Origin of the sequence: uncultured Piscinibacter sp., assembly GCF_937952055.1 — a bacterium.
GTDB lineage: Bacteria > Pseudomonadota > Gammaproteobacteria > Burkholderiales > Burkholderiaceae_C > Piscinibacter.
Map to the genome: position 1 here is coordinate 474,252 of NZ_CALFYO010000019.1, position 26,125 is coordinate 500,376.

Sequence of the window (26,125 nt, forward strand, 5' to 3'; positions counted from 1 at the left end):
GTTCGCTTCGGCCTGAATTGAGCACACCCTCGCGGCGGCGCGGGGCGTTCGAGGGCGACGCGGGACGCGGATGCCGGTCCGGCGCCGAGGGGAGGCCCAGGCCAGACCGCTTCGAAGTCGGGCCAGCAGCCCTGGACTGCTGTGCCGTTTGTCGCAAACAGCACAGCGTGCCGCGCCGGCCGCCATCGCCTAAGTCTCTGATTCTCAAGGCTTCTCGCTCTGGCACGGCTCTCGCAATGGGGGCTTCGCAATCACCACGCGACGAAGGCCCGCGCCATGAGCAACACAGCGTTCGTATCGATCGGCGATCTCAAGCGCGGCCGCCAGGTCGTCAGCCAGATCCTCGAGACGGCAGCCTCGGGCGGATGCTCGACCAGCGGCGGTGCCGGCAAGGCGAGCTGCGGCTCGTCGGGCGGGCCGGACGACATGCCGGCGGAGATCTGGGAGAAGGTGAAGAACCATCCCTGCTACTCCGAGGAGGCGCATCACCATTACGCGCGCATGCATGTGGCGGTCGCGCCGGCGTGCAACATCCAGTGCAACTACTGCAATCGCAAGTACGACTGCAGCAACGAATCGCGCCCCGGCGTGGTCAGCCAGAAGCTCACGCCCGAGCAGGCGGTGAAGAAGGTCGTTGCGGTGGCCAGCGAGATCCCGCAGATGACGGTGCTGGGCATCGCCGGCCCCGGCGACGCGCTGGCGAATCCGAAGAAGACCTTCGACACCTTCCGCATGCTGCAGGAGCAGGCGCCCGACATCAAGCTGTGCCTGTCGACCAACGGCCTGGCGCTGCCGCAGATGGTCGACGAGATCTGCAAGTACAACATCGACCACGTCACCATCACCATCAACATGGTCGACCCGGCGGTGGGCGAGAAGATCTACCCGTGGATCTTCTGGGACCACCGGCGCGTGACCGGCCGCGAGGCTGCCGAGATCCTGCACCGCCAGCAGATGCTGGGCCTGGAGATGCTCACCGCGCGCGGCGTGCTCACCAAGATCAACTCGGTGCTGATCCCCGGACTCAACGACGAGCACCTGTACGAGGTCAACCGCGAGGTGAAGAAGCGCGGCGCCTTCCTGCACAACATCATGCCGCTGATCAGCGAGGCCGAGCACGGCACGGTGTTCGGCCTGACCGGGCAGCGCGGCCCCACGGCCCAGGAGCTGAAGGCGGTGCAGGACGCCTGCATGGGCGGCGCCAACCTGATGCGCCACTGCCGCCAGTGCCGCGCCGATGCGGTGGGCCTGCTCGGCGAGGACCGCAGCGACGAGTTCACGCTCGACAAGATCGACCAGATGGAGGTCGTCTACGACCTCGACAAGCGCCGCGCCTACCAGGAGCGCGTCGAGGCCGAGCGGCAGGCGCAGCACGACGCCAAGCAGTCCGCGCTCGAGGCCGCGGCGGTCGACGACGGCGTCGATGCCGCGATGAAGGTGCTGGTGGCCGTCGCCACCGAGGGCCACGGCAAGGTCAACCAGCACTTCGGGCACGCGACCGAGTTCCAGATCTTCGAGGTCAGCCAGGCCGAAGCCCTGTTCGTCGGTCACCGCCGCGTCGACCTCTACTGCCAGGGCGGCTACGGCGAGGACGAGCAGCTGCCGTCCATCGTCGGCGCCATCAACGACTGCCATGCGGTGCTGGTGTCGAAGATCGGCGCCTGTCCGCGCGACGAACTGACGGCTGCCGGCATCGAGCCGGTGGACGAGTACGCGCACGAGTTCATCGAGAAGGCCGCGCTGTCCTGGTTCGCGCAGTACCGCGAGCGCATCGCGCGCGGAGAGATCACCCACCAGCCGCGCGGCGACGCGCGCATCCGCCAGGGCGCGTTCACCGCCGCGGCCTGAGTTCCGTCAGTCAAAGGAGACCGTCATGGCCTTGAAGATCATCGCCTCCATGTGCACCGGCTGCTCGGCCTGCGAGCCCGAGTGCCCCAACGTCGCCATCCGCGAGAAGGGCGGCACCTTCATCATCGACCCGGCCAAGTGCACCGAGTGCGAGGGCCATTTCGACTCGCCGCAATGCATCGCGGTGTGCCCGGTCGACGGCTGCATCAAGAAGGTATGAGCGCCGCCATGATCCAGCCGAACCTGACCGTGACCGCCGCGGCGGAGAAGTTCATGCGCCGCATGGTGCGCTTCTCCGATCATCCTGCCGGCGGGTTCCGCCTCAGCGTCGCACCGGGCGGCTGCTCGGGCTACACGTCCGAGTTCAGCGTCGAGTCGGCACCGCAGGGCGGCGACAGCGAACTTGCGGTCAACGGCCTGCGCCTCTTCCTGCCCGCCGAGAGCCGACTGCTGCTCGATGGCGTGACGGTCGACTTCGCCGAGACGCCGACCAGCGCCGGGCTGACTTTCGTGAACCCGAACGCCGAGGCCTGCGGTTGCTCGACGGCCGGCGACGCCAAGCCGCCGGCACAGGCCACGGTGTCGCTGGCGTCGATCAAGCGGCTCTGAGGGAGACGCGCGCCATGGATGCCGACTTCGACACCGCCGTGCTTGGCCTGGCCCTGCCGCCGGCGGTCGAGGCGGCGCTGGCCGAGGCCGGCGCGCTGCGCGGCGACCCGGTGGGGGCGATGGCAGCGCTGATGCGCGCGCAGTCGCTCGCCCCCGAGCATCCGGCGGTGCTGATCGCGTTCTACCGCCACCATTTCTACGGCCACCGGCCGATGATGGCGCGCGACGTGGCGCGGCGCGCGCTGCGCGTCGGTGCGCGCGCACTGGGTCTGCCCGCCGTGTGGCGCGAGGTACCGAGGCAGCCGCTGGCCGGCGCCCGCCACGATGCGGCGACGCGCTTCTACCTGTTCGTGCTGAAGGGCTATGCCTACCTCAGCCTGCGGCTGGACGATCCGGTGGAGGCGCGCGACGCGCTCGGGCTGCTGCGCGCGCTCGACCCGGACGACTGCGTCGGTGCGGCGCTGCTGGAGGCCGTGCGCCAGCGATCGCTGTCCGGCCGCGACGATGACGACGAGACCGTCTACGTGCAGGCCACCGGCGCCGCTGCCTGGGCGCGCCTGCCGGAAGCCGCCTGAAGGTGCCGGCGATGCAGCCCAGCGACGCCAACGACATCCCGGCGATGGACTGGCGCGGCGCGCCGATCGACGACGCCAGCTGCGCGCGCTGCGAGCATGCCGCGCTGCGCACCGACGGCCGGTGCGAGCCCGGGCGCTGCTGCATGCACGACGTCTACGCGCGCCGCATCGACCGCTTCTTCCGCACCCATCCGCAACTCGCCAACGACTACCTCGGGCACGACTATTTCGAGGTGCGCGCGATCGCCGCACGCCACGCCGATGTGTTCCGCCTCGGCGCGATGCTGGGAGACCCCGACGAGACCGTGCGTCTGCAGGCGGCGCTGCGCGTGCCGCAGCGCCTGCTGATGAAGCTGCGCGACGACCCGCACCGCGAGGTGCGCATCCGCGTCGCGCTGCGCATCGAGATGGCGCAACTGGCGACGCTGGTGCACGACCCCGACTACCAGGTGCGCTGCATCGTCGCCCGCCGCGCGCCGCAGGGGCTGCTGCCGCTGCTGATGCACGACAGCGACCTGCAGGTGCGGCAGGAGGTGGCGCGCCGTCTGAGCATGCCGGCGCTGTGGCGCCTGGCCGCCGACGCCGCGCCCGAAGTGCGGCGCATCGTCGCCGGGCGGCTGCCGGTGTCGCTGCTCGACGGGCTGGCGACGGACGCCGACTGGACGGTGCGGTGGGAGGCCGCCGGCCGCGCCGTCGGCGCCACGCTCGATCGACTGCGCGAGGACGACGAACCCGAGGTGCGCGAGCGGGCGCGAGAGCGGGCCCTGGAGGCTGTGAATGGCTGACATCGCCCGCGACGACGACGTCATCGAGATCGCCCACCCGCCGCGCTTCGAGATGGGCGAGCGCGTCATCAGCCGCAGCGTCGTGCGCAACGACGGCACCTACAACGGCAAGGACATCGGCGAGGTGCTGGTGCGCAAGGGCGAGGTCGGCTTCGTGCGCTCGATCGGCACCTTCCTGCAGCAGTTCTACATCTACGCCGTCGAGTTCACCGAGAGCGGCCACCGCGTCGGCATGCGCGCCAAGGAGCTGTGCACGCTGGACCACCTGCCCGAGGAGGTGCTCGCCCAGCTCGGTGAGCGCGCGGCGCAGCTCGATGCCATCCGCTGAAGGAGACCCGCCATGATCGAACCGCGCGAACCGAAGTACAAGTGGGGCCAGCCGGTGGTGGCCGCCGTCGACCTCTACAACGACGGCAGCCTGCCCGACGCGCCGGCGGAAGACATCCTGCTCGTCGTCGCCGGCGGCCCCGGCGAGATCGTGCAGATCGGCCACCAAGGCGAGGCCAACGTGCCGGTCTACCTGGTCGACTTCGGCGTGGCCGTGCTCGGCTGCCTGGAGGAAGAGATCGCGCCGATGGTGGAGGTGCTGGCGTGAACGCCGTGCTGCAGAGCGCTCCGCAGGTGCTCGCGCTGGACCGCGCCCGCATCGCGCGGGCGCTCGGCCGGCGCGAACGCTACAAGTACGTGCGCCCGCGCGTGGAGCGCGAAGGCCTGGGCTGGAAGGTGATCAGCCCGAACTGCTCGCGCAGCGTCGATCCCGCCGGCGGCGAGATCGAGATCGCCTGGCTGGTGCCGGCCAGCAATGGGCAGTGGCTGCTGCACGCACGCGACCACGGCGCCGGCTGTTGGGTGCTGAAGGCGGCCGGACTGCGCATGGACGAGGCGCTGCAGCGCCTGTGCAGCGACCCGCAGCGGGAGTTCTGGCGATGACTCCGGCCATCTACCTGGATCACAACGCGACGACGCAACCTGCACCGCAGGTGGTGGCCGAGATGCTCGATGCCTTGCAGCTTGCCTGGGCCAACCCGTCGTCGACGCACGCACCGGGACAGGCGGCGCGCCGCCTGCTCGCCGATGCGCGGGCGCGGGTCGCCGCCTTCCTCGGCTGCCAGGGCGCCGAGCTGGTCTTCACCAGCGGCGCGACCGAGGCCAACCACATGGCGGTGCTCGGCGCGCTGGCCGCGGCGCGCGCGGGCGGAGCGCAGGGCCGGCGGCGCTGGGTGCTGTCGGCGGTGGAACACCCCGGCCTGCTCGCGCTCGCACAGCGCCTGACCGACGAGGGCGTGCCGGTGGACCGCATCGGCGTGGACGCTCAGGGCCGGCTCGATCTGGCGCAGGCGCGCGCGCTGATCGGCGGCGACGTGGCACTGGTCAGCCTGATGGGCGCGAACAACGAGACCGGCGTGCTGATGCCGCTGGGCGAGATTGCCGCGCTCGCGCAGGCACGCGGCGCGCTGCTGCACGTCGATGCGACGCAGCTCGCCGGCAAGACGCCGCTGTGCTTCGCCACCAGCGGGGCCGACCTGATGTCGGTCTCGGCGCACAAGCTCGCCGGCCCCAAGGGCACGGGTGCGCTGCTTGTCCGCAAGGGCCTGGCGCTGCCGCCCTTGTTGTCCGGCCGCCAGGAGCGGCACCGTCGCGGCGGCACCGAGAACCTGCCCGGCATCGCCGGTTTCGGCGCTGCCTGCGATCTCGCCGCCGCGACGCTCGGCGACGACCTGTCCCGCGTGCAGGCGCTGCATGAACGGCTCGAAGACGGACTGACGGCCATCGACGGCGTGCACCTCTATGGCCGCCACGCCGCTCGCCTGCCCAACACCAGTTGCCTGCGCTTCGGCGAGCTCGACGCCGAGCAGGTGCTGTCGCGGCTCGAACGTGCCGGCATCGTCGCCAGTTCGGGCGCGGCCTGCAGTGCCGGCGGCACGCAGCCCTCGCACGTGCTGCTGGCAATGGGCGCGAGCGCGGCGCAGGCCAAGGCCGGCGTCCGCTTCTCGCTCGGCCGCAGCACCACGGCCGCCGACATCGACGCCGCGCTCGCCACCGTGCAGCGCGTCATCGTCCCCCTGCTCGAACCCCAGCCCCTGGCCGCCTGACCGCAAGGAAGACCCATGAAGGTGATGATCCGCAAGACCTCGACCGGCGCGCTGTCGGCCTACGTGCCGAAGAAGGACCTGGAGGAACCCATCGTCGCGCAGGAGCGCGCCGACCTGTGGGGCGGCACGGTCACGCTGGCCAACGGCTGGACTCTGGCCTTGCCCGAGATGGCGCCGGGCACGGCGCTGCCGATCACCGTCGAGGCGCGTCGCCTGTCGGGCGACTGAGATGGAAGCGACCACGCTTTCCGAAGCGATGGCGATCGCGGATGCCGCCAGCGGCGTGCGCGAAGCCGCCGCGGCGTTGCGCGAGCGGTTCGCCGGCCTGCGTGTGGTGGTCGTCGATGCCTTCGACATGCGCGAGGAGACGCCCGCCGCCGTCGGCGCGAAGCGCCAGCTCTACCTCGGCGCCAGCGACGGCCACTGCTGGTCGGTGACCCGCGACGCGGGCGAGGCGGCCGGCTTCTTCATCGCCGAGCGGTCCTGAGCCATGTCCGAACTGCCCGACGACTGGCTGCTGCTCGCCGAGCCCGACACCAGCGAGCTCGAAAGCCAGCTGGTGCAGGCTGCGCTGGCCTCGCCGCGCTGGTCGGCCGGGCGCATGGTCGAGCGCTTCGAGGCCGGCTTCGCGCGCGAACTGGGCCGCGCACAGGCGGTGGCGGTGGCCAGCGGCACCATCGGCACCTGGCTGGCGCTGCGCGCGCTGGGCATCGGGCCGGGCGACGAGGTGATCGCCTCGCCCTACGGCTGGCACCAGGTGGCGCATGCGGTCACGCTGACCGGCGCACGGCTGGTCTTCGCCGACATCGACTACTGGTCGGGTTGCCTCGACGTGACGCGCACCGCGGCGCAGCTCACGCCGGCCACGCGCGCCATCCTCGCCGGCAACGTCAACGGGCATCCGGCCGCCTGGACGGGCTTTCGCGAACTGGCCGACGCCCACGGCATCGCGCTGATCGAGGACTCGACCGAGGCCATCGGCTCGGTCTATCGCGGCCGCCCGGTGGGCAGCTTCGGCGACCTCGCGGTTTTCGACTTCTCGCAGCCCTGCGCGCTGTGCTGCGGCGAAGGCGGCATGGTGGTGACCGACGACGAGCGCCTCGCCTCCGAACTGCGCTACCTGCGCTCGCGCTCGCTGGCCGACCGGCGTTCGGTGTCGGTCGGTTCGCGGGTGCCGCTGCAGGCCGCGATGAGCGAGTTCAGCGCGGCGCTCGGCGTCGCGCAGCTCGCGCGCCTGGATGAGATCCTCGAGCGGCGCAAGGCGGTCGAGGCGAACTACCTGGCACAGATGCTCAGCTTCGAGGGCATCAAGCCGCCGTACGTGGCCCCGGGCGTCGACGCGGTGCACTGGATGCTCTACATCGTCCACCTCGGCAAGCGCTTCACCGCGAGTGCCTGCGCCGAGGTCGTCGAGGACCTGGCCACCGAGTGCATCGAGTCGGTCATGTACTGCCAGCCGATGCACCAGCAGCACCACTACATGCAGCAGGGCTGGAAGCGCGGCGCGCTGCCGCTGACCGAGCGCATCGCCGACCGCGCGCTGGCATTGCCGCTGCACGGGGCGCTGACGGCCGAGCACGTCGAGTTCATCGTCAAGACGCTGAAGGACTCGTCGGTCAACGTCGGCGCCGGCGCGGCGATCTACTGACGACCCTCCAGACTCCACCGGGACTCCCCATGAACCTCACCGACATCGCCACCGGCCTCGAGCGCGGCACGCTCGCCCCCTACCTCGGCCCCGGCATGCTGTCGCTGTGCAGCGGCGTCGTGCCGCCGGCTGACCCGCTGGCGCTGGCCGCCGTGCTGACCGCCAGGGTCTCGGTGCCGGGCAAGATCAAGAACCGCCTGACCGCGGCGGCGCAATTCATCGAGAACTTCAAGCACCGCCAGACGCTGGTCAAGGCGATGAACGAGGCCTGCGCGAAGCAGGCCGTGCCTTCGGCGCTGCATTACTGGCTGGCCGCGCTGAATGCGCCGCTGATCGTCGACGCCTGGTACGACGACACGATGCGCGGTGCGCTCGCCGCGCACAGCGGCACCGCCTGGGCCGAGGTGCAGGGCCTGAGCCAGAGCGAGCACTTCGGCACCTGGACCGGCTGGTACGACGCCGCCGGCGGCACGCTGCCGGACGCGGCCGATGCCCCGACCGTGCTCTACAAGCCCTGGGGCGGCCATGCGCCGGTCGGCAACTACCTGGTCTCGGACAGCGACTTCGTCGAGGTGCTCACCGAGATCGATATCCAGACGCCGATTCCTGCGCTCGTGCAGCAGCGCCGCACCGGCCTCGGCTTCGTCTTCCTCGGCTGCCGCTTCAACGACCAGCTGCCGCGTGCCTTCGCGCGCCAGGTGATGAAGCGCTCGGCCGGCCCGCACTTCGCGGTGCTGCCCGACGAGCCGACGCGCATGGAAGCGCGCTTCCTCGCCGAGCAGGGCATCGCGCGCATCGATCTTCCGCTGGCCGAGGTGGCCGCCGCGCTGTGCGGCGCCGCCGTGGCGGCCTGACTTCGCCTAGGAGAGAAACCCCATGACCACGCTCACCATCAACCCCGGCGGCCTGACCATCGACGTTGCGGCCGGCACCAACCTGCTCAAGGCCATCGTCGAGGCCGGTGGCCACCTGATCAGCAAGTGCGGCGGCGATGCCCAGTGCGGCGCCTGCCACCTGTTCGTCGTCGAGGGCCGCAAGGGCATCAGCAAGTTGACGCCGGCGGAGAACGCCAAGCTCGACACCCTCGTCGGCGTCGGCAGCAAGTCGCGACTGGCCTGCCAGGTGACGCTGCTGGGCACCGAGCCGGTGACGGTGGAACTGTTGGGCGCGCTGTCGGGGTGAGGGGCCATGGCCCAGTGGTGGAGGGGTGATGAGGCTCCTTCCGACCCCGAAGCGACCTCCACGGCTCTGAATCGACCGCCGCGAAGCCGTCGGCGGCGTGGGTTCTCGCCTGCAACGCTGCAGGGGCGCGATACCCGGAGTGCGAAGCGAAGGCAACGGGAAGTGACCACCACAATCTGCAGCCGCCGCGCCATCTGCGCCTCGTCCCCATCCGCGCCGTGCTCGCCCAGACAGGCCTGACCCACCTCCTTGACCGCCACGCCTCGGCACATAAGAAGCTTCATCAACCGGCCGATTGCCGACCGGCAAGCAAGGCGCGGCCGCCCGGGCCTGGGTCGTGACGCTGCGTTGCGCGGCGAAGCGGCGCGCTTACTGCGCACGCCTGCCTGCGCGCCGTGTGCGTAGCGGTTTCGACTCCTGCATGGCCAGGTCTTCACGTCAGGCTCGCGGTTCTCGCGAATGCTTTCAGGTCGACCGCCAATCGCCCTTGCTGCGGCTGCCGAGGTCCGATCCGCCGCGACAGTCGCCCGAGGCGATCGCGGCTTCCTTGCGCTTGAGTTCGACGTGAAGCGCACTATGGTTACTTCTGCTAACCGTGACCCTCAACCAAGCGCGATATCCGTCCGGAGTCTTGATGTAGGCAAATCTGACGAATGGCAGGGACGTAAGGACACGGGTCTCGTTTCCTTCGAGAAGCCAGGGGAGACCTTCCGAAGGAGGCAAGACGGCCGGGCTGCCGTTCTTGTTGATCGGGCCTCACGGCCGGATTGCAGCGCCGCAATAGAGAAAGAAGGTTGTGATGCTCCGCCCCTCCCGTTTCACCATCCCCCTTCTCGTCTCTCTGCTGCTGTTCCTCGCCAGCTGCGCGTCGCTGCAGCCGGCCGCGCCCGAATCGGTCGGGCTTTCAAGTGCCCGACTGAAGGAAGTGGCCGCCATCGCGCAAGAGGGCGTCGACAAGCTCGAGATTCCGGGCGCCGTGGTGCTGCTCGCACGACGGGGCAAGGTCGCCTACCTGGAATCGTTCGGCTATCGCGACCGCGAGGCGAACGCGCCGATGACGCGCGACACCATCTTCCGCATCGCCTCCATGACCAAGCCGATCGTCACGACTGCGGCGATGATCCTGGTGGAGGAAGGGCGCTTGAATCTCTCAGACCCGGTTTCAAAGTACATACCGGAGTTCAAGGACGCGATGGTCGGCGTCGAGAAGAAGGACGCCGCGGGCAATGTCACGCTCGCGCTGGAGCCGGCGCAGCGCGAAATGACGATCATCGACCTGATGCGCCACACCTCGGGGCTGACCTACGGCCAATTCGGCAAGTCGTTGGTGAAGGACCGGTACGGCGCCGCGAAGGTGATCGATCCAGGCCAGACCAATGCGGAAATGGCCGCCAAGCTCGCGCGCCTGCCGCTGCAGAATCAGCCGGGCACCCGCTGGGACTACAGCATGTCTACAGACGTGCTCGGGCGCGTGATCGAGGTCGTGAGCAGCATGGAGCTCGGGCAATTCATCGATCTGCGCATCCTGAAACCGCTCGGCATGGCGGACACCGGCTTCTGGGTCAGCGATCCAGCCAAGCACGGCCGCATCGCGCAGGCGCTCTCTGACCCTGCGACCGGAAAGCGCCCGCCGCTTCCGGACAGGACCGTAAAGGGCTGGCAATCGGGCGGCGGCGGCATGGTGTCCACCGTCGGCGACTACGCGCGCTTCTGCCAGATGCTGCTCGGCGGCGGCGAGCTGGACGGCACACGCATCCTGTCGCGCAAGTCGGTCGAGCAGATGACCCGGGACCAGCTGCCGCCCGGCATCCCGACGAACAGTTTCAAGCTCCCGGTCATCGATGTGAGGCAGGAAGCCGGCAACGGCTTCGGCCTGGGCTTCATGGTGCGCACGGCAGAAGGTCGCAGTCCCGTCAGCGGCAGCCTCGGCGACTACACCTGGAACGGCTTCTTAGGCACCTATTTCTGGATCGACCCGAAGAAAGAGTTCTTCGGCATCTTCCTGATCCAGACGCCCGGCACCGCCTACGTGCGCACCGCGGGTTACTGGGTGAGGCTCCGCAACGCCGCCTATCAGGCACTCACCGACTGATCGTCAGGACCAGCACATATCCGGCGGGCCGGCGGAGCGGAAGCTCGAGGCTCCGTGGCGCGACGGCAGCACGCGGCTGCTCATGAGCCCGCTGGAGTTCATGCAGCGATTGGCGGGGCTGGTGGCGCGATCGAGGCTGCAGCTGATCCGTCTCCATGGCGTGCTGACCTCCACCGCCATCGCGGCCCTTCTGGAGCGCCCGGTGATCGAGAAGATCCTCAGCCACCTGGGGCTGAATCCGCAGCCGCCGCCCAAAGGCCGGGCGCGCGAGCCGGTGCACTTCGCTGCCTGAGTCGCGCCCGCCGTCGGCAACACATTGCCACAGGCTGCCACGCAGAAATGCAGCCGGATTGGCATTGCACGGCGTGTCGGCACGACGCTGTCGAAGTGCGGGGCAACCCTGAGGCCGGGGCCGAAAGCCCCCCATGTGAACAGCCACGGCCCTGCCGACCCAGCACAACGCAACGCCACGGGCGTCAAATCCAAGCACTTCAGGCCGCGGCCGCTGCAGGCGCCGACCTTGCCCGAGTCCGGGAACTCGCAGATCTCGGGATCTTTGGAACTGCTGATGGCCAGGTAGCGCAACTCGGTGCTGCCGGTGTTGACGAACTGGTGCGCCGTGCCGGCGTCGCCCAGCAGGCAGCCGATCAGGTCGCCAGTCTTGACCGCGTGGCGGCCAGAGCCACCCGACCCTCCGCGCCGTCGACGGTCCTGCTGTGCGCGTCGGCAAGCCTCGAGGTCGGCGGCCGACTCATCCCCTGCGACATCCGCATGGGCGTCGGGGCGACGGCGAGGAGGCTCCACGGTCTGGGTCAAACAGCAGCCGGCCCAGACGGCCTCGGCCTGTCGGTTGCGGCGCGCGAGGGAGCGTTCGGTCCCGCCGGGCAGAGTGAGACGCGCGCGACCAAGCGCGCGCGTCCATGCGCCCTTCCCGCCGATGCGTGCCGCCCTGCGGCACGCCCTCATCGGGGGACCTCGGTGCTCAGTCGTCGTCGCGCTCGAGGATGCCAGCAGCGAACCAGCCGCCGGCCGCACCTGTGGTGGGGTTGGCGGCGCGAATGAGCAACTGCGGGTTGTCGCAAGGCACGGGCAGCACGGCCTGGTTGACGCCGTCGAGCAGCGGACCGCTGATCGTGAAGTTGCCCGCCGCGTCCAGCGGCGCCGGCGCCGTGGTGTACCGCGTCGCGGTGTTGTTCGCGGGGCCGCAGGCCAGCGTCGCGGCGACGTGCGTGACCGGCCCGCGCGTGGCGATCACGTCGCCGCTCGAGAACAGCAGGCCCTTGCCGCGGGCGGCGATGCTGCCATCGGAATACACGGTGGCGTCGAACTTGCGGATGACCCAGGCGCGGCCGCCGGGGTCGATGCCGCGCACGACGTTCAAGGCGTCGACACCGCCGGCCGCGGTCAGCGGATCGACTCCGATGGCGCCTTCGAACTTCAGCACAGGGACGGGGGCCGCGAAGGCGGCGGTGGCCGCCAGGACGAGCGTGGCGCCGATCAGGTGGCGCGAGAGCGAACGGGACATGTCGGTACTCCTCAGGGGACGATGGATGGGGACGGGCGTGATGTGCAGCGGCTCGTCGCGACGCGGATTGCGCGAAGACCCCTGCCACACGGTGTGTCTACGCGCGGCGGTGGCGGATCATTCCGCGCTTTCCGACGAGCGGGTGCAAGTCAACGCGGCCGATCAGGTGGAATTGAAGCTCAAGACGCCGTGGCGCGACGGCACGACGCACCCCGTGATGTCGCCACCGGAGTTCATGCAGCGGCTGGCGGCACTGGTGCCGCGTCAGCCGTCGCAACTGACGAGCTGGCCGGACAGCCGCCCGTCGCCAATGGCAACTCCTGGCCGCGAGCCGCCCTTCAACCGTGACCTCAGCCGCACAAGACACGCTCCCGCTGCGTGCCGCCTACTTCGAAACCTTCGCCCGCTCTGCCTTCGAGTAGTGGCTGAAGTGCCCCTCGCGTGCCGCCGCGCGGCGCGCGCTGGCGATGATCGCCCGGCTGCTGCCCTGCGGCGCGGTCAGCGACACCAGCTTGTCGAGCGCCTTGCTCGCGCAATGCGGGCAGGCCGGTACGGTGCTGCCGCGCACCAGCAGTTCGAACTGCTGGCCGCAGGCGCTGCAGCGGTAGTCGTGGATGGGCATGCTGGACTCCTCAGTCGATGGTGGTGGTGGCCTGGCGGGCCAGCGACAGGGCCATCAGCGCGCTGGCCTGGTCGGTGATGCGCTGCGCCGCCTCGCGGTTCAGCCGGCCCAGCCAGCGCCTCGGCAGCACATGCGCGCCGCAGCGCGCGCCGGCGAGCATGCCGACCAGCGCGCCGATGGTGTCGGCGTCCTCGCCGAAGTTGACGGCGGTGGTCACCGCCGCTTCGAAGTCGTCGTGCAGGCAGACGCAGTGCAGCACCGTCTGCACGGTGTCGACCACGTAGCCGCTGGCGCGGCCGGGGTAGGGCTGGAAGCGGAACGCAGGTTGCGCGGCGACGAAGGCGACGGCCTGGCGCGCCAGAGCGTGCGCATCGCCGCCGGCCAGCAGCAGGCGCAGCAGGCGGCCGATGCCGAGCACCGCGGCGTCCGACAGCGGGTGGTGGTGGGTGAATCGGGCCTGCGCGAGCGACACGCGCTCGAACGCCGCGTCGTCGCCCAGCGTGGCCAGCACCGCCGGCAGGTTGCGCATCAGCGCGCCGTTGCCGGCATCGCCGTCGTTGGGCGGCCCGATCAGGCTGCCGTCGCGCAGGTAGCGCTGGATGCCGCGCCGGCAGGTGTTGCCGCAATCCACCGGCTTGTCGCGCCACCAGGCGAGGAAGGCCTCGGCGACGAGCTGCGTGTCGAACGGGCGGCCGAGCCGCTCGCCGCGCAGCAGCGCGTCGCCCAGTGCCAGGCTCATCGTCGTGTCGTCGGTGACCTGCCCCGGCGGCAGCTTCAACCAGCCGCTGCCGATGATGTGGCGGTGCACACCGCCCTGCGCGGCGAAACGCTGCACGATCTCGCGGGGTGTCATGAACTCGACCGTGGCGCCGAGTGCGTCGCCGATGGCCAGGCCCAGGTAGGCGCCCAGGGCGCGATCGAAGATCGTGCCCACCGAGCCTCCACGGGCGAGCCACTCGGCCACGCTAGTCATAGCGCGCCTCGACCTCGAAGTCGCCGCCGATCGACAGCACTTCCGACTCGCCGTGCAGCGAAGTCGTGTTCAGCAGTCCCGGCACGAGCAGCAGCTTGACCCGTGGCACGCGCGCTTCGAGCACCCAGTCGCCGAAGCACTGCGCCTGCGCGGCCGTGGTGCTGAACGAGACCAGGTTGTTCAGGCGCACCGTGCAGCGCCGCTCGCGCAGCGAGCCGGCGATCACCTGCTCCTCGCAGCGTGTGCTGCCGCGCCACAGGGTGACATGCGTGCCGGCGCCGAGCAAGGCGAAGCGCGCCAGCATCCATTGGCAGAACTCGAACAGCAGGTCGAGCTGCTGGAAGATGCTGTTGTTGTGATAGCGGCTCGCGGCCTTCTGCTCCAGGTAGGTGATCCATGCCGCCGACGGGAAGCGCGCCAGCGGCGCGGCATGGAAGGCCGGCACGAGGCCGAAGCGGCTCTCCACCCAGCCCTTGAGCACCGCGCCTGCGGGGCCGTTCGCGTCGAGTCCCCAGCCTTGCAGCAGCTTCAGGTAGCTCGAGCGCCAGCGCCGCGACCCGCCCTCGCCAGGATCCGGCCGCGCCAGCCCGAAGGCCAGGCTCAGGTAGTGCGCGAACACGTCGCGGGCCTCGTCGGGCGCGTTGCAGCGCTGCAGCAGCGCGAACAGGCCGGCGCTGGTTTCGCGCGCGCCGGCGATGTGCAGCGGCTGCGGGTGCGCGTTGAAGGCCGCGCCCGCCAGCACCGGCGCCGGCACGCCGACCAGATTGGTCGTGTACCACCGACGCGGGTCCGCCTCGGCGGCGGCCTCCAGGCGCGAGGGTCCGGCGCCGGGCCGCCCCAAGCCGGACGCTCCCCCTCGGGGGGACGACGTCGAAGTCGTCCTGGAGGCCACATCTATACGGGGCGGTTCTCGTTCGGGTTGCGCACCGGCCCCATCAGCTTCAGGCCTTCCTCGTAGGTGATGGTGTCGAAGGTGATGTCGAACTTCAGCGCGGCGTCGGCCACGCGGTCGGTCTTGCCGGCGGTGTCGAGCTTCTTCAGTTCGTTCTTCTCGAGGTAGAGCAACTCGAGCAGTTCGTTGTAGACCGTGGCCTCGTCGATCGGCAGCACATAGAACATCGCGCCCTTCAGCGGCACCTGGTACTTCTTGCTCAGGTCGATGTTGTTGCAGAAGAGGAAGTACTTGCCGCCGGCCGACAGCGTGTCGCCGAGCGTCTCGGCCACGTCCTTCAGGTGCTCGAAGCTGAGCAGGTAGCCGGCGAAGAAGGCCAGCTTCGGGTCGCCGGCCTGCGCCACCGCGATGACCTGGTCGCAGGTCAGCTCGGGCGGGCGCGCCTCGTCGGCCAGCTTGGGCGAGAAGCGCAGCGCCAGCTCGCCGCGGAAGCCGAAGCGACCCGGCTTCTTCGTCGGCGCCTTCAGCACCGGATTGAGCAGGCGGCCTTCGAACTCGAGGCGGGCGAAGGCGGTGTCGGCAAGGCCGGGTTCGGCGACGGTGATGCTCATCAGGGGCTCCGGTGGGTTGATGCGGTGTTGACCAGGTGATCGGCGACCTTGCCGAACGCGGCGAGCAGCTCGCTGCGCAACGCCTCGTCGGCACAGGTCTCTTGCAGGGCATCGCGCATGCAGGCCAGCCAGGCATCGCGCGCGGTGGTGTCGATGGCGAACGGCGCGTGCATGCGACGCAGCCGCGGTGGGCCGCGCTCGGGCGAGTAGCGCTTCGGCCCGCCCAGCCATTCGCCGAGGTACATACGCAGCACGGCTTTCGTGGCGGCCAGTTCGGGCGCATGCATCGCGCGGATGGCCCGGGCGTCCTCGCGCCGGTCCATCGCCGCATAGAAGGCATCGACCAGGCGCGCGATCGCGGTCTCGCCGCCGAGCCGCTGGTAGTGCGGATTCGACGTCACAGGGACGATGGGCAGGGCGCTCATGGCGTGGCACAGAGCAACCGCCGTACCACCGGCCAGCGCACGCCGCTGACGCCCGGTGGCGCCAGCCACGCGACGCGCGGCGAGCACGTCGCGGACCTCGGGTTTGTCGTGTTTCGAACAATCGCACAGCGCCCCGCCCGGACCCTGCGATCAGCGGGTTTCCCTCGTGAAAACAATCACTTGGGTCGAGACGGATGGGGTGGCACGCGCATTGCGATGTGAAGGCTGCGCGGACCCCATGTCAGGCCCCGAGGGACCTTCCAAGAAGACCCATAGAGGCACCGAAGGCTGCATAGAGATCGCGACGACCGAACCGCATCGTCAACTTCTCAATTGAATCGACAGGAGCACTGAAATGGCATCACTTCGTCAGATCGCCTTCTATGGCAAGGGTGGCATCGGCAAGTCCACCACCTCGCAGAACACGCTGGCCGCCCTCTCGGAGATGGGCCAGAAGATCCTCATCGTCGGCTGCGATCCGAAGGCCGATTCGACCCGCCTGATCCTGCACGCCAAGGCGCAGGACACCATCCTCTCGCTGGCCGCCGAAGCGGGTTCGGTGGAGGACCTCGAGCTCGAGGACGTGATGAAGATCGGCTACCGCGACATTCGCTGCGTCGAGTCCGGCGGCCCGGAACCGGGCGTGGGCTGCGCCGGCCGTGGCGTCATCACCTCGATCAACTTCCTGGAAGAGAACGGGGCCTACGACGGTGTCGACTACGTCTCCTACGACGTGCTCGGCGACGTGGTCTGCGGCGGCTTCGCGATGCCGATCCGCGAGAACAAGGCGCAGGAGATCTACATCGTCATGTCCGGCGAGATGATGGCCATGTACGCGGCCAACAACATCTCCAAGGGCATCCTGAAGTACGCCAACAGCGGCGGCGTGCGCCTGGGCGGGCTGGTCTGCAACGAGCGCCAGACCGACAAGGAGCTCGAACTGGCCGAATCGCTGGCCAAGATGCTGGGCAGCAAGCTGATCCACTTCGTGCCGCGCGACAACATCGTGCAGCACGCCGAGCTGCGCCGCATGACCGTGCTCGAGTACGCGCCGGAGTCCAAGCAGGCCGAGGAGTACCGCCAGCTCGCGCAGAAGATCCACGCCAACGCCGGCAACGGCACCATCCCCACCCCCATCACGATGGACCAGCTGGAAGACCTGCTGATGGAGCACGGGATCATGAAGTCGATCGACGAGAGCCAGGTCGGGAAGACCGCCGCCGAACTGGCCGCCGCCTGACGCTTCGCGAGACACGATGAGGGTGGCGACGAGTCACCACCCTCATCGCAAGCCAGACATTCACTGAGGAGTGACCCCATGTCCATGACGGTTGAAGAGCGCAAGGCCGCCAACAAGGCCTTGATCGACGAGGTCCTGAAGGCCTACCCCGACAAGATGGCCAAGCGCCGCGCCAAGCACCTCGGCCAGTACGAGGAAGGCAAGCCGGACTGCGGCGTCAAGTCCAACATCAAATCGCTGCCCGGCGTGATGACCATCCGCGGCTGCGCCTACGCCGGCTCGAAGGGCGTGGTCTGGGGCCCGATCAAGGACATGGTGCACATCTCGCACGGCCCGGTGGGCTGCGGCCAGTACAGCTGGGCGGCGCGCCGCAACTACTACATCGGCACGACCGGCATCGACACCTTCGTGACGATGCAGTTCACCTCCGACTTCCAGGAGAAGGACATCGTCTTCGGTGGCGACAAGAAGCTCGACAAGATCATCGACGAGATCCAGGAACTGTTCCCGCTGAACAAGGGCATCTCGATCCAGAGCGAATGCCCGATCGGCCTGATCGGCGACGACATCGAGGCGGTGTCGAAGAAGAAGTCCAAGGAGCTCGGCGGCCACACCATCGTGCCGGTGCGCTGCGAGGGCTTCCGCGGCGTCAGCCAATCGCTCGGCCACCACCTGGCGAACGACGCGATCCGCGACTGGGTGTTCGACAAGATGGACGCCGACAAGCGCCCCGAGTTCGTCAGCACGCCCTACGACGTCACCATCATCGGCGACTACAACATCGGCGGCGACGCCTGGTCGAGCCGCATCCTGCTCGAGGAGATCGGCCTGCGCGTGATCGCGCAGTGGTCGGGTGACGGCACGATCGCCGAGCTGGAGAACACGCCGAAGGCGAAGTTGAACTTGATCCACTGCTACCGCTCGATGAACTACATCAGCCGGCACATGGAAGAGAAGTACGGCATCCCCTGGGTCGAGTACAACTTCTTCGGCCCGACGAAGATCGCCGCCAGCCTGCGCGAGATCGCCAGCCACTTCGACGACACCATCAAGGCGAATGCCGAGAAGGTCATCGCCAAGTACCAGCCGCTGGTCGACGCGGTGATCGCCAAGTACAAGCCGCGCCTGCTGGACAAGACGGTGATGCTGTATGTCGGCGGCCTGCGCCCGCGCCACGTCATCGGCGCCTACGAGGACCTGGGCATGAAGGTGGTCGGCACCGGCTACGAGTTCGGCCACAACGACGACTACCAGCGCACCACGCACTACATCGGCGACGCCACGCTGATCTACGACGACGTGACCGGCTACGAGTTCGAGAAGTTCGTCGAGAAGATCCAGCCGGACCTGATCGGCTCGGGCATCAAGGAAAAGTACGTGTTCCAGAAGATGGGCGTGCCGTTCCGGCAGATGCACAGCTGGGACTACTCCGGCCCGTACCACGGCTACGACGGCTTCGCGATCTTCGCGCGCGACATGGACATGGCGATCAGCTCGCCGGTCTGGAAGCTGGCGAAAGCCCCCTGGAAGGTCGCAGCGTAGTCACCCACGTTCAAGCAGGAGCACACCATGCCGCAATCCGCCGAAAAGGTCATCGACCACGAACTGCTGTTCCGCGAGCCGGAGTACCAGAAGATCTTCGCCGACAAGAAGGCGAACTTCGAGTTCAACCATTCCGACGTGAAGATCGCGGAGATCCGCGACTGGACGAAGAGCAAGGAGTACAAGGAGAAGAACTTCGCCCGCGAGGCGCTGACGGTCAACCCCGCCAAGGCCTGCCAGCCGCTGGGCGCGGTCTACGTCGCCAACGGATTCGCGAAGACGCTGTCCTTCGTGCACGGCTCGCAGGGCTGCGTGGCCTACTACCGCAGCCACTTCTCGCGCCACTTCAAGGAGCCGACGTCGTGCGTCAGCTCCTCGATGACCGAGGACGCCGCGGTGTTCGGCGGCCTGAACAACATGGTCGACGGCCTGGCCAACGCCTACAGCCTGTACAAGCCGGAGATGATCGCCGTCAGCACCACCTGCATGGCGGAAGTCATCGGCGACGACCTCAACGCCTTCATCAAGACGGCCAAGGAGAAGGGCAGCGTACCGGCCGAGTTCGACGTGCCCTTCGCGCACACGCCGGCCTTCGTCGGCAGCCACGTGACCGGCTACGACAATGCGCTGCTCGGCGTGCTGCAGCATTTCTGGGACGGCAAGAGCAAGACCGCCGAGCCGCTGGTGCGCGTGCCCAACGACAGCATCAACTTCATCGGCGGCTTCGACGGCTTCGTCGTCGGCAACATGAAGGAGATCAAGCGCATCTTCTCGCTGTTCGGCGCGACGGTGAACGTGATCTGCGATCCGTCGGAGGTGTGGAACACGCCCACCGACGGCGAATTCCGCATGTATGACGGCGGCACCACCAAGGCCGAGGTCGAGGCGGCGCTGCACGCCAAGGCGACCATCGTCTTCCAGGAGTTCTGCTGCGAGAAGACGGCCAAGTACGTCGCCGAGAAGGGCCAGGAAGTTGTCGTGCTCAACGCGCCGGTGGGCGTGGCCGGCACCGACCGCTTCATCATGGAAGTGGCGCGCCTGACCGGCAAGCCGGTGCCCGCCGAACTGGAGAAGGAGCGCGGCCAGCTGGTCGACGCGATGGCCGACAGCCAGGCCCACCTGCACGGCAAGCGCTACGCGCTGTACGGCGACCCGGACCAGATGCTCGGCTACACCGAGTTCCTGCTCGAGCTGGGCGCCGAGCCGGCCCACGTGCTGGCCACCAACGGCGGCGAGGAGTGGGCGGCCAAGGTGCAGAAGGTGTTCGACGCCTCGCCCTACGGCGCCGGCTGCAAGGCCTACCCGAAGCGCGACCTGTGGCACCTGCGCTCGCTGCTGCACACCGAGCCGGTGGACTTCCTGATCGGCAACACCTACGGCAAGTACCTGGAGCGCGACGTCGGCACCCCGCTGATCCGCCTGGTGTTCCCGATCTTCGACCGCCACCACTACCACCGCTTCCCGACCTGGGGCTACAACGGCGCGCTGTGGCTGCTGACGATGCTGCTCGACGAGTTCTTCGAGACGCTCGACGCGAACACCATCGTGCCGGGCAAGACGGACTACTCGTACGACATCATCCGCTGAGGAGGGAGTTCGCAGGAAATGGGCCGGAGCGCTCGGGCGTTCCGGCTCGGCCCGGTTCGTCGGCGGGCCGTCGGTTCACTCGCCGAGCAACTCGCCGATGGGCTTGAGGTCGTCGACGCGGTCGCACACCGACTTCGCCACCATCAGCAGGGGCGGACCCAGCAGCAGGCCCCAGATGCCCCACAGCCAGCCCCAGGCGAGCACGCCGACGAAGACCACCACCGGGTTCATGCGGCTGGCACGCCCCGTCAACCAGGGGGTCAGCAGGTTGCCTTCGAGCGTGTTGATGAACAGCGAGACGCTGCCCACCAGCAGCGCCATCTCCATCGTGCCGAACTGCAGGAAACCCACCAGCGCCAGGCCGCCGGCAGTCGCGACCGAGCCGAGGTAGGGCACGAGGTTGAGCACGGCCGCCACGATGCCCCACACGGCCGCGTGCTCCAGCCCGATCCACAGCATGGACAGCCAGGTGGCCACGCCGACCAGGACACTGGTGAAGGCCTGGATCATCAGGTAGCGCTGAACCTGCTCGGTGATCTCGTCGAGCATCTGGATCGTGATCTTCTTCTTGCTGAACGTGGGGCCGGCCAGCCTGACCATCTTGCGGCGGAAGCGGTCACCCGAGGTGAGCAGGAAGAAGCTGATGAACAGCACCACCATCGCCTGGCCGACCAGGCCGACCAGCCCCAGGGTGCCGCTCCACAGGTAGTCCCGGATGTTGAAGCGCGCGCGTTCGATCTGCACGCGCGTCACGCCCTTGGAGGCCGGTGGTGCCTTCGCGACACCTTCCTCGGCGGCCTGCTCGAGCTTCGCCGCAGCCCGCTGCATCTTGTCGATCGAGCTCTCGGGCGCGCCGCGCCGGCTCTGCACCGCCTCGCGCAGCTTCTGCGCAGCGTCGGGCAGCGAATCGGCCAGTGCGCCGGCATCGTCGCTGAGTGAATACGAGATCGAGCCGAGGCCGGCAACGATCCCCAGCAGCAGCACGGCCGCGCCGATCGCGCGCGGCAGGCGCCAGCGCTGCAGCCGCTCGACCGCCGGCGACAGCGCGTAGCTCAGCATCACGCCCAGCAGCAGGGGAATGAACACGGCGCTGGCCCAGTGCAGGGCATAGACGCTGGCCAGCAGCGCGAGCACCGCCAGCGATAGGCTGCGCACGTCGATGGGCATGCGCAATTGCGCTCGTTCGGTTTCCTGCCCGGGTGCCGTGGCGTCGTGACCGGGCTCGAGCGGAACGGAGGGTTCGTGTTCCATGGAGTAGGGGCCCTCCCGCGGCCACGGCCCAGTCTACGCCCTGCCGTCAGGTCCGATTCCCACCCAAGCGGTGCCGTTGACGCTGTCGATTCCGTCGGCCATCGTTCGTCGACGCAGGGTGCGGCCGGTTGTGGCCGCACCCCGTGCATGCAGGAGGCTGCATCGATGGCTCTGCAGCTGTCTTTCCACCCGTTCTCGTCGTGCTGCCGGAAGGCACTGTCGCGCTGTACGAGAACGCCGTCCCGTTCGAGCTGCAGCGGCTCGAGGGGCCCGACAGCCCGGCGGCGCGCCGGCTGGCCGAGTTGTGGCCGATGAAGCGCTTCCCGGTGCTGGTGCATGGGGAGCGCACGATCCTCGAGGCCAGCTGCATCGTCGAGTACGTCGGGCTGCAGATATCGGGCCCGGTGCGGCTGATCCCGGCCGACAGCGGCGCGGCGCCGTTCCTCTTCTATGCCCACTGGACGCAGCCGATCGGCGACGCCCATCCGCACGTGACCGCCTGCCGCCGCCGATCGCTGCAGCGTCCCTCGTTCGCGCGCGCCGTCGACGAAGAGCGGCCGTACCGGCCCTTCTTCCCGCTCGGCGCCCCCCCCGACCGCGCCTGAGGCCCTACGCCTTGAGCCGGTAGCCCGTGCGGAACATCCAGACCACGATGGCCAGCGACGCACCAAGGAAGGCGAAGGTCATGCCCAGGCTCAGGCCCAGGTGCACGTCGGCCAGCCCGTAGAAGCTCCAGCGGAAGCCGCTGACCAGGTAGACCACCGGGTTGAACAGTGCCACCGTCTGCCAGAACGGCGGCAGCATGTCGATGGAATAGAAGCTGCCGCCCAGGAAGGTCAGCGGCGTGACGATCAGCAGCGGGATCACCTGCAGCTTCTCGAAGCCGTCCGCCCAGATGCCGATGATGAAGCCGAACAGGCTGAAGGTGACCGCCGTGAGCACCAGGAACAGCAGCATCCAGAACGGGTGCTCGATGCGCAGCGGCACGAACAGCCACGCCGTGGCCAGGATGATCAGACCGAGGATGACCGATTTGGTGGCGGCCGCGCCCACGTAGCTCAGCACGATCTCGAAGGCCGAGACCGGCGCCGACAGCAGCTCGTAGATCGTGCCGGTGAACTTGGGGAAGTAGATGCCGAACGACGCGTTCGAGATGCTCTGCGTCAGCAGCGACAGCATCACCAGCCCCGGCACGATGAAGGCGCCGTAGCTCACGCCGCCCACCTCGGGGATGCGCGTGCCGATCGCCGCGCCGAACACGATGAAGTACAGCGAGGTGGAGATCACCGGCGAGACGATGCTCTGCATCAGCGTGCGCCAGGCGCGCGCCATCTCGAAGCGGTAGATGGCGCGCACGGCGTGCCAGTTCATGCTCATGGGCCGTCCTTCAGCAGTCCGACGAAGATGTCTTCCAGCGAGCTCTGCGTGGTGTGCAGGTCCTTGAAGCCGATGCCCAGGTCGTCCAGGGCCTGGAGCAGCGTGTCGATGCCGGCGTGCCCGCCGTGCGTCTCGTAGCGGTAGGTGAGCTCGGTGCCGTCGGCCGACAGCGACAGGTCGTGCGCGGCCAGCGCCGGCGGCAGCTGCGCCAGCGGGGCGGCGAGCTGCAGCGTCAGCTGCTTGCGGCCGAGCTTGCGCATCAGCTCGGTCTTCTCCTCGACGAGGATCAGCCGGCCCTTGTCGATGACGCCGATGCGGTCGGCCATCTCCTCGGCCTCTTCGATGTAGTGCGTGGTCAGGATGATCGTCACGCCGCTGCCGCGCAGCTCGCGCACCAGCTGCCACATGTCGCGCCGCAGGTTGACGTCGACGCCGGCGGTGGGCTCGTCGAGGAACAGCAGCTGCGGCTCGTGCGACAGCGCCTTGGCGATCATCAGCCGGCGCTTCATGCCGCCCGACAGCGCCATGATGCGGCTGTCCTTCTTGTCCCACAGCGACAGCGCCTTCAGCACCTTCTCGATGTGCGCCGGGTTGGGCGCCTTGCCGAACAGGCCGCGGCTGAAGCTCACGGTGTTCCACACCGACTCGAAGGCGTCGGTGCTCAGCTCCTGCGGCACCAGGCCGATCAGCGAGCGTGCCGCGCGGAAGTCTCGCACGATGTCGTGGCCGTCGACGAGCACGCGGCCCGTGCTCGCAGTGACGATGCCGCAGATGATGCTGATCAGCGTGGTCTTGCCGGCGCCGTTGGGCCCGAGCAGCGCGAAGATCTCGCCGCGGCGGATCGCCAGGTCGATGCCCTTGAGCGCCTGGAAGCCCGACGCATAGGTCTTGGCGACGCCCGTGGCCGAGAGGATGTCCTGCATGCGGGCCAGGATAGCCGGATATTCCCGGCGCCGGGCCCTGCGCGGGCGCCGTGGCATCAAAGCTGCATGGGTGACGCAGGCACGGCGGCGAACCGACAGAGCGATGTTGCAAAGCCGACAAGGTCCAGAATCCCTTCGCGAGGCGACGATGCAGGCTCATCCCGTACTGATCCGCACCACCCGCGACGGCCGTCGCATCGAGGTGATCGGGCGCCATGTGTGCCTGGACGGCCGACCGGAGGCCGATGCGCTGGTGGTGCTCGACGAACACCCGAACCGGCAGGCCATCCTGAGGGCGGTGCCGTTGGCCACGCATGTGGCCGGCCGGCTGCCGCTGACGCTGGCCGAGGCCTCGGTGGTGCAGGCGGCGCTGCGCCGCGCGAACGACGGTTTCGACGGCACGCCGCAGGCGGCGCGCGAGCGGCTGCGCCAGGTGGTGTGGCGCAAGTCGATCGGCGACGGCGTGGAGTAGCGCGCGGTGATCCACGTCCTCGAAATGCCCGAAGGGGCTGCGCCGCGCGCCTGGTTCGCCTTCGATGCCGACGACCTGTTGCGCAAGCTCGCCGGCAGCCAGGCCGCCGAGCTGCATGCACAAGGCCGCTGCCGCATGTTCGCCGACGAATCGGCTGCGCTGGCCGCCTTCGAGCGCGCCGACGATCCGGCCTGGCAGGGCGACGGCTGGCGTGCACGCTGGGCGCTGCGCGAGCAACTGGTCGCGCTCGAGGTGCTGGCCGACGACCTGTAGCCGGCGCACGCGCGAGCCCGCGCGTCCCGTTTGTCGCAAACCTTCCATCGTGCCGGCGCCGCGACAACATTGCTAAGTCGTTGATGCACAAGCCCGGGAGCGCGACGCCGGGGTTGGCATCGATCCTGCGAAGAGCGCCTCAACCGCACCGCATCGAAAGGCTGCCATGTCTGCCACGCTCAACGCCAAGATCGCCCAGGTCTTCGACGAGCCGGGGTGCGACATCAACCAGAAGAAGTCGGACAAGGAACGCAAGAAGGGCTGCACCAAGCAGCTCACGCCGGGCGCGGCGGCCGGCGGCTGCGCCTTCGACGGCGCGAAGATCGCGCTGCAGCCGATCGTCGACGTGGCCCACCTGGTGCACGGGCCGATCGCCTGCGAGGGCAACAGCTGGGACAACCGGCACAGTGCGTCCAGTGGTGCGATGACATACCGCACCGGCTTCACCACCGACATCAACGAGTTCGACGTGGTCTACGGCGGCGAGAAGCGCCTGTTCAAGGCGATCCGCGAGATCGTCGAGAAGGTCAACCCGCCGGCGGTGTTCGTCTACCAGACCTGCGTCACGGCGATGATCGGCGACGACGTCGAGGCCGTCTGCAAGCGTGCTGCCGAGAAGTTCGGCACGCCGGTGATCCCGGTCAACTCGCCCGGCTTCGCCGGGCCGAAGAACCTGGGCAACAAGCTCGGCGCCGAGGCGCTGCTCGACCACGTGATCGGCACGGTCGAGCCCGAGCTCACCACGCCCTACGACATCAACATCATCGGCGAGTACAACCTGTCGGGCGAGCTGTGGCAGGTCAAGCCGCTGCTCGACGCCTTGGGCGTGCGCGTGCAGTCGTGCATCTCGGGCGATGGCCGCTACCGCGAGATCGCCTCGGCGCACCGGGCGCGCGCCAACATGATGGTGTGCAGCAAGTCGATGATCAATGTCGCCACGCGCATGCAGCAGCGCTGGGGCACCCCGTACTTCGAAGGCTCGTTCTACGGCATCAGCGACATGAGCACCACGCTGCGCGAGATCGCGCGGCTGCTCGTCGAGCGCGGCGCGCCGGCGGAGCTGCTGGCACGCACCGAATCGCTGGTCGCCGCCGAGGAGGCGCGCGCCTGGGAGCGCATCCGCGCCTACCGCGAGCGGCTGTCGGGCAAGAAGGTGCTGTTGATCACCGGCGGGGTGAAGAGCTGGTCGGTCGTCTCGGCGCTGCAGGAGGCCGGGCTGCAGGTGGTGGGCACCAGCACGAAGAAGAGCACCAAGGAAGACAAGGAGAAGATCAAGGAGATCATGGGCGACGACGCGCACATGATCGACGACATGACGCCGCGCGAGATGTACGCGATGCTGCGTGACGCGAAGGCCGACATCATGCTCAGCGGCGGGCGCAGCCAGTTCGTCGCCCTGAAGGCGCGCATGCCCTGGATGGACATCAACCAGGAACGCCACCACGCCTTCGCCGGCTACGAGGGCATGGTCACGATGGTGGCCGAGATCGACAAGGCGCTGTTCAACCCGGTGTGGCAGCAGGTGCGCACCCCGGCGCCATGGGCGTCGACGGACGCGCTGCTCGCGGTGGAGGCCTGAC

General features: G+C 68.8%; 31 protein-coding genes, 1 pseudogene and 1 riboswitch. Of the genes and pseudogenes, 23 read left to right on the forward strand and 9 right to left on the reverse strand.

Annotation, left to right across the window (positions count from 1 at the left end; translation table 11 throughout):
* Positions 1-276 precede the first annotated feature (276 nt).
* From nifB to Q0599_RS09755, 16 genes are all read left to right on the forward strand, one after another.
* Positions 277-1,848, forward strand: a complete 1,572-nt coding sequence (gene nifB, locus Q0599_RS09680; protein ID WP_298828881.1) for a nitrogenase cofactor biosynthesis protein NifB — start codon at positions 277-279, stop codon at positions 1,846-1,848.
* 25 nt (positions 1,849-1,873) lie between these two features.
* Positions 1,874-2,068, forward strand: coding sequence for a 4Fe-4S binding protein (locus tag Q0599_RS09685; RefSeq protein WP_298828884.1), 195 nt, complete (start codon positions 1,874-1,876; stop codon positions 2,066-2,068).
* 8 nt (positions 2,069-2,076) lie between these two features.
* Positions 2,077-2,457, forward strand: a complete 381-nt coding sequence (locus Q0599_RS09690) for an iron-sulfur cluster assembly accessory protein (RefSeq protein WP_298828887.1) — start codon at positions 2,077-2,079, stop codon at positions 2,455-2,457.
* A 14-nt stretch (positions 2,458-2,471) separates the two neighbouring features.
* Entirely contained in the window at positions 2,472-3,032 is a 561-nt protein-coding gene (locus tag Q0599_RS09695; protein WP_298828890.1) for a hypothetical protein, read from the forward strand.
* Between the two features lie 11 nt (positions 3,033-3,043).
* Positions 3,044-3,817 carry a 4Fe4S-binding leucine-rich repeat protein gene (locus tag Q0599_RS09700; protein ID WP_298828892.1) on the forward strand — a complete coding sequence of 258 codons (774 nt, stop codon included), beginning with the start codon at positions 3,044-3,046 and terminating at the stop codon, positions 3,815-3,817.
* Positions 3,810-4,145, forward strand: coding sequence for a nitrogen fixation protein NifZ (locus Q0599_RS09705; protein ID WP_298828895.1), 336 nt, complete (start codon positions 3,810-3,812; stop codon positions 4,143-4,145). The genes Q0599_RS09700 and Q0599_RS09705 overlap by 8 nt, the downstream gene beginning before the upstream one ends.
* Before the next feature lie 12 nt (positions 4,146-4,157).
* A complete protein-coding gene (locus Q0599_RS09710) occupies positions 4,158-4,412 on the forward strand; it encodes a nitrogen fixation protein NifZ (RefSeq protein ID WP_298828898.1) in 255 nt (84 codons plus the stop codon).
* On the forward strand, positions 4,409-4,747 hold the full coding sequence (locus Q0599_RS09715) for a hypothetical protein (RefSeq protein WP_298828901.1): 339 nt from the start codon (positions 4,409-4,411) through the stop codon (positions 4,745-4,747). The genes Q0599_RS09710 and Q0599_RS09715 overlap by 4 nt, the downstream gene beginning before the upstream one ends.
* On the forward strand, positions 4,744-5,910 hold the full coding sequence (locus tag Q0599_RS09720; protein ID WP_298828904.1) for a cysteine desulfurase family protein: 1,167 nt from the start codon (positions 4,744-4,746) through the stop codon (positions 5,908-5,910). Before Q0599_RS09715 ends, Q0599_RS09720 begins: the two co-directional genes overlap by 4 nt.
* A 15-nt stretch (positions 5,911-5,925) precedes the next feature.
* Positions 5,926-6,138 (forward strand): putative nitrogen fixation protein NifT, encoded by a 213-nt coding sequence (gene nifT, locus Q0599_RS09725; protein ID WP_298828907.1) that lies wholly within the window; start codon positions 5,926-5,928, stop codon positions 6,136-6,138.
* Position 6,139: 1 nt separating this feature from the next.
* A complete protein-coding gene (locus Q0599_RS09730; RefSeq protein ID WP_298828910.1) occupies positions 6,140-6,397 on the forward strand; it encodes a hypothetical protein in 258 nt (85 codons plus the stop codon).
* A gap of 12 nt (positions 6,398-6,409) precedes the next feature.
* Complete coding sequence (locus tag Q0599_RS09735) at positions 6,410-7,558, forward strand: DegT/DnrJ/EryC1/StrS aminotransferase family protein (protein ID WP_298829339.1); 1,149 nt, start codon at positions 6,410-6,412, stop codon at positions 7,556-7,558.
* A gap of 29 nt (positions 7,559-7,587) precedes the next feature.
* Positions 7,588-8,412 (forward strand): SIR2 family protein, encoded by an 825-nt coding sequence (locus Q0599_RS09740; protein WP_298828913.1) that lies wholly within the window; start codon positions 7,588-7,590, stop codon positions 8,410-8,412.
* A gap of 22 nt (positions 8,413-8,434) precedes the next feature.
* Positions 8,435-8,740, forward strand: a complete 306-nt coding sequence (locus Q0599_RS09745; RefSeq protein ID WP_298828916.1) for a 2Fe-2S iron-sulfur cluster-binding protein — start codon at positions 8,435-8,437, stop codon at positions 8,738-8,740.
* Positions 8,741-9,369: 629 nt separating this feature from the next.
* A riboswitch (cyclic di-GMP riboswitch) is annotated at positions 9,370-9,481 on the forward strand.
* Between the two features lie 58 nt (positions 9,482-9,539).
* Entirely contained in the window at positions 9,540-10,832 is a 1,293-nt protein-coding gene (locus tag Q0599_RS09750) for a serine hydrolase (protein WP_298828919.1), read from the forward strand.
* An 82-nt stretch (positions 10,833-10,914) separates the two neighbouring features.
* Positions 10,915-11,124, forward strand: coding sequence for a hypothetical protein (locus tag Q0599_RS09755; protein WP_367180921.1), 210 nt, complete (start codon positions 10,915-10,917; stop codon positions 11,122-11,124).
* A 690-nt stretch (positions 11,125-11,814) separates the two neighbouring features.
* Here the strand turns inward: Q0599_RS09755 and Q0599_RS09760 are convergent.
* The 6 genes from Q0599_RS09760 to Q0599_RS09785 form a co-directional block, all read right to left on the reverse strand.
* The gene (locus Q0599_RS09760; protein WP_298828921.1) at positions 11,815-12,357 is read right to left on the reverse strand and encodes a hypothetical protein; all 543 of its coding nucleotides are present in this window, start codon (positions 12,355-12,357) and stop codon (positions 11,815-11,817) included.
* Between the two features lie 385 nt (positions 12,358-12,742).
* Positions 12,743-12,979: a zinc ribbon domain-containing protein gene (locus Q0599_RS09765; protein WP_298828924.1), complete on the reverse strand. Its 237-nt coding sequence runs from the start codon at positions 12,977-12,979 to the stop codon at positions 12,743-12,745.
* A 10-nt stretch (positions 12,980-12,989) separates the two neighbouring features.
* Positions 12,990-13,952, reverse strand: coding sequence for an ADP-ribosyl-[dinitrogen reductase] hydrolase (draG, locus tag Q0599_RS09770; RefSeq protein WP_298828927.1), 963 nt, complete (start codon positions 13,950-13,952; stop codon positions 12,990-12,992).
* A complete protein-coding gene (locus Q0599_RS09775) occupies positions 13,945-14,793 on the reverse strand; it encodes an NAD(+)--dinitrogen-reductase ADP-D-ribosyltransferase (RefSeq protein WP_298828930.1) in 849 nt (282 codons plus the stop codon). The genes draG and Q0599_RS09775 overlap by 8 nt, the downstream gene beginning before the upstream one ends.
* A 53-nt stretch (positions 14,794-14,846) precedes the next feature.
* Positions 14,847-15,455 carry a hypothetical protein gene (locus tag Q0599_RS09780; protein ID WP_298828933.1) on the reverse strand — a complete coding sequence of 203 codons (609 nt, stop codon included), beginning with the start codon at positions 15,453-15,455 and terminating at the stop codon, positions 14,847-14,849.
* Positions 15,455-15,949, reverse strand: coding sequence for a group II truncated hemoglobin (locus Q0599_RS09785; protein ID WP_367180922.1), 495 nt, complete (start codon positions 15,947-15,949; stop codon positions 15,455-15,457). Before Q0599_RS09785 ends, Q0599_RS09780 begins: the two co-directional genes overlap by 1 nt.
* Positions 15,950-16,235: 286 nt before the next feature.
* Between Q0599_RS09785 and nifH the strand changes: the two genes are divergently transcribed.
* The 3 genes from nifH (at position 16,236) to nifK (ending at position 20,249) form a co-directional block, all read left to right on the forward strand.
* Entirely contained in the window at positions 16,236-17,120 is an 885-nt protein-coding gene (nifH, locus tag Q0599_RS09790) for a nitrogenase iron protein (protein ID WP_298828936.1), read from the forward strand.
* A gap of 78 nt (positions 17,121-17,198) precedes the next feature.
* Complete coding sequence (gene nifD, locus Q0599_RS09795) at positions 17,199-18,662, forward strand: nitrogenase molybdenum-iron protein alpha chain (RefSeq protein WP_298828939.1); 1,464 nt, start codon at positions 17,199-17,201, stop codon at positions 18,660-18,662.
* A 27-nt stretch (positions 18,663-18,689) separates the two neighbouring features.
* Positions 18,690-20,249 carry a nitrogenase molybdenum-iron protein subunit beta gene (nifK, locus tag Q0599_RS09800; RefSeq protein WP_298828942.1) on the forward strand — a complete coding sequence of 520 codons (1,560 nt, stop codon included), beginning with the start codon at positions 18,690-18,692 and terminating at the stop codon, positions 20,247-20,249.
* Positions 20,250-20,324: 75 nt separating this feature from the next.
* On the opposite strand, the gene Q0599_RS09805 is transcribed toward nifK, so the two are convergent.
* Positions 20,325-21,500, reverse strand: coding sequence for an AI-2E family transporter (locus Q0599_RS09805; RefSeq protein ID WP_298828945.1), 1,176 nt, complete (start codon positions 21,498-21,500; stop codon positions 20,325-20,327).
* Between the two features lie 165 nt (positions 21,501-21,665).
* Between Q0599_RS09805 and Q0599_RS09810 the strand changes: the two are divergent.
* Positions 21,666-22,105 (forward strand): annotated as a pseudogene (locus Q0599_RS09810) (glutathione S-transferase family protein).
* A 4-nt stretch (positions 22,106-22,109) separates the two neighbouring features.
* Here Q0599_RS09810 and Q0599_RS09815 read toward each other — a convergent pair.
* Both Q0599_RS09815 and Q0599_RS09820 read right to left on the reverse strand, forming a co-directional pair.
* Positions 22,110-22,871, reverse strand: coding sequence for an ABC transporter permease (locus Q0599_RS09815; RefSeq protein ID WP_298829343.1), 762 nt, complete (start codon positions 22,869-22,871; stop codon positions 22,110-22,112).
* Positions 22,872-22,873: 2 nt separating this feature from the next.
* Positions 22,874-23,800 carry an ABC transporter ATP-binding protein gene (locus Q0599_RS09820; RefSeq protein WP_298828948.1) on the reverse strand — a complete coding sequence of 309 codons (927 nt, stop codon included), beginning with the start codon at positions 23,798-23,800 and terminating at the stop codon, positions 22,874-22,876.
* A 148-nt stretch (positions 23,801-23,948) separates the two neighbouring features.
* Between Q0599_RS09820 and Q0599_RS09825 the strand changes: the two genes are divergently transcribed.
* The 3 genes from Q0599_RS09825 (at position 23,949) to nifE (ending at position 26,124) form a co-directional block, all read left to right on the forward strand.
* Positions 23,949-24,272, forward strand: coding sequence for a hypothetical protein (locus Q0599_RS09825; protein WP_298828951.1), 324 nt, complete (start codon positions 23,949-23,951; stop codon positions 24,270-24,272).
* 6 nt (positions 24,273-24,278) lie between these two features.
* Entirely contained in the window at positions 24,279-24,545 is a 267-nt protein-coding gene (locus Q0599_RS09830; protein WP_298828954.1) for a hypothetical protein, read from the forward strand.
* A gap of 166 nt (positions 24,546-24,711) precedes the next feature.
* Positions 24,712-26,124 (forward strand): nitrogenase iron-molybdenum cofactor biosynthesis protein NifE, encoded by a 1,413-nt coding sequence (gene nifE / locus Q0599_RS09835; RefSeq protein ID WP_298828957.1) that lies wholly within the window; start codon positions 24,712-24,714, stop codon positions 26,122-26,124.
* The last annotated feature ends 1 nt before the right edge of the window (position 26,125 follow it).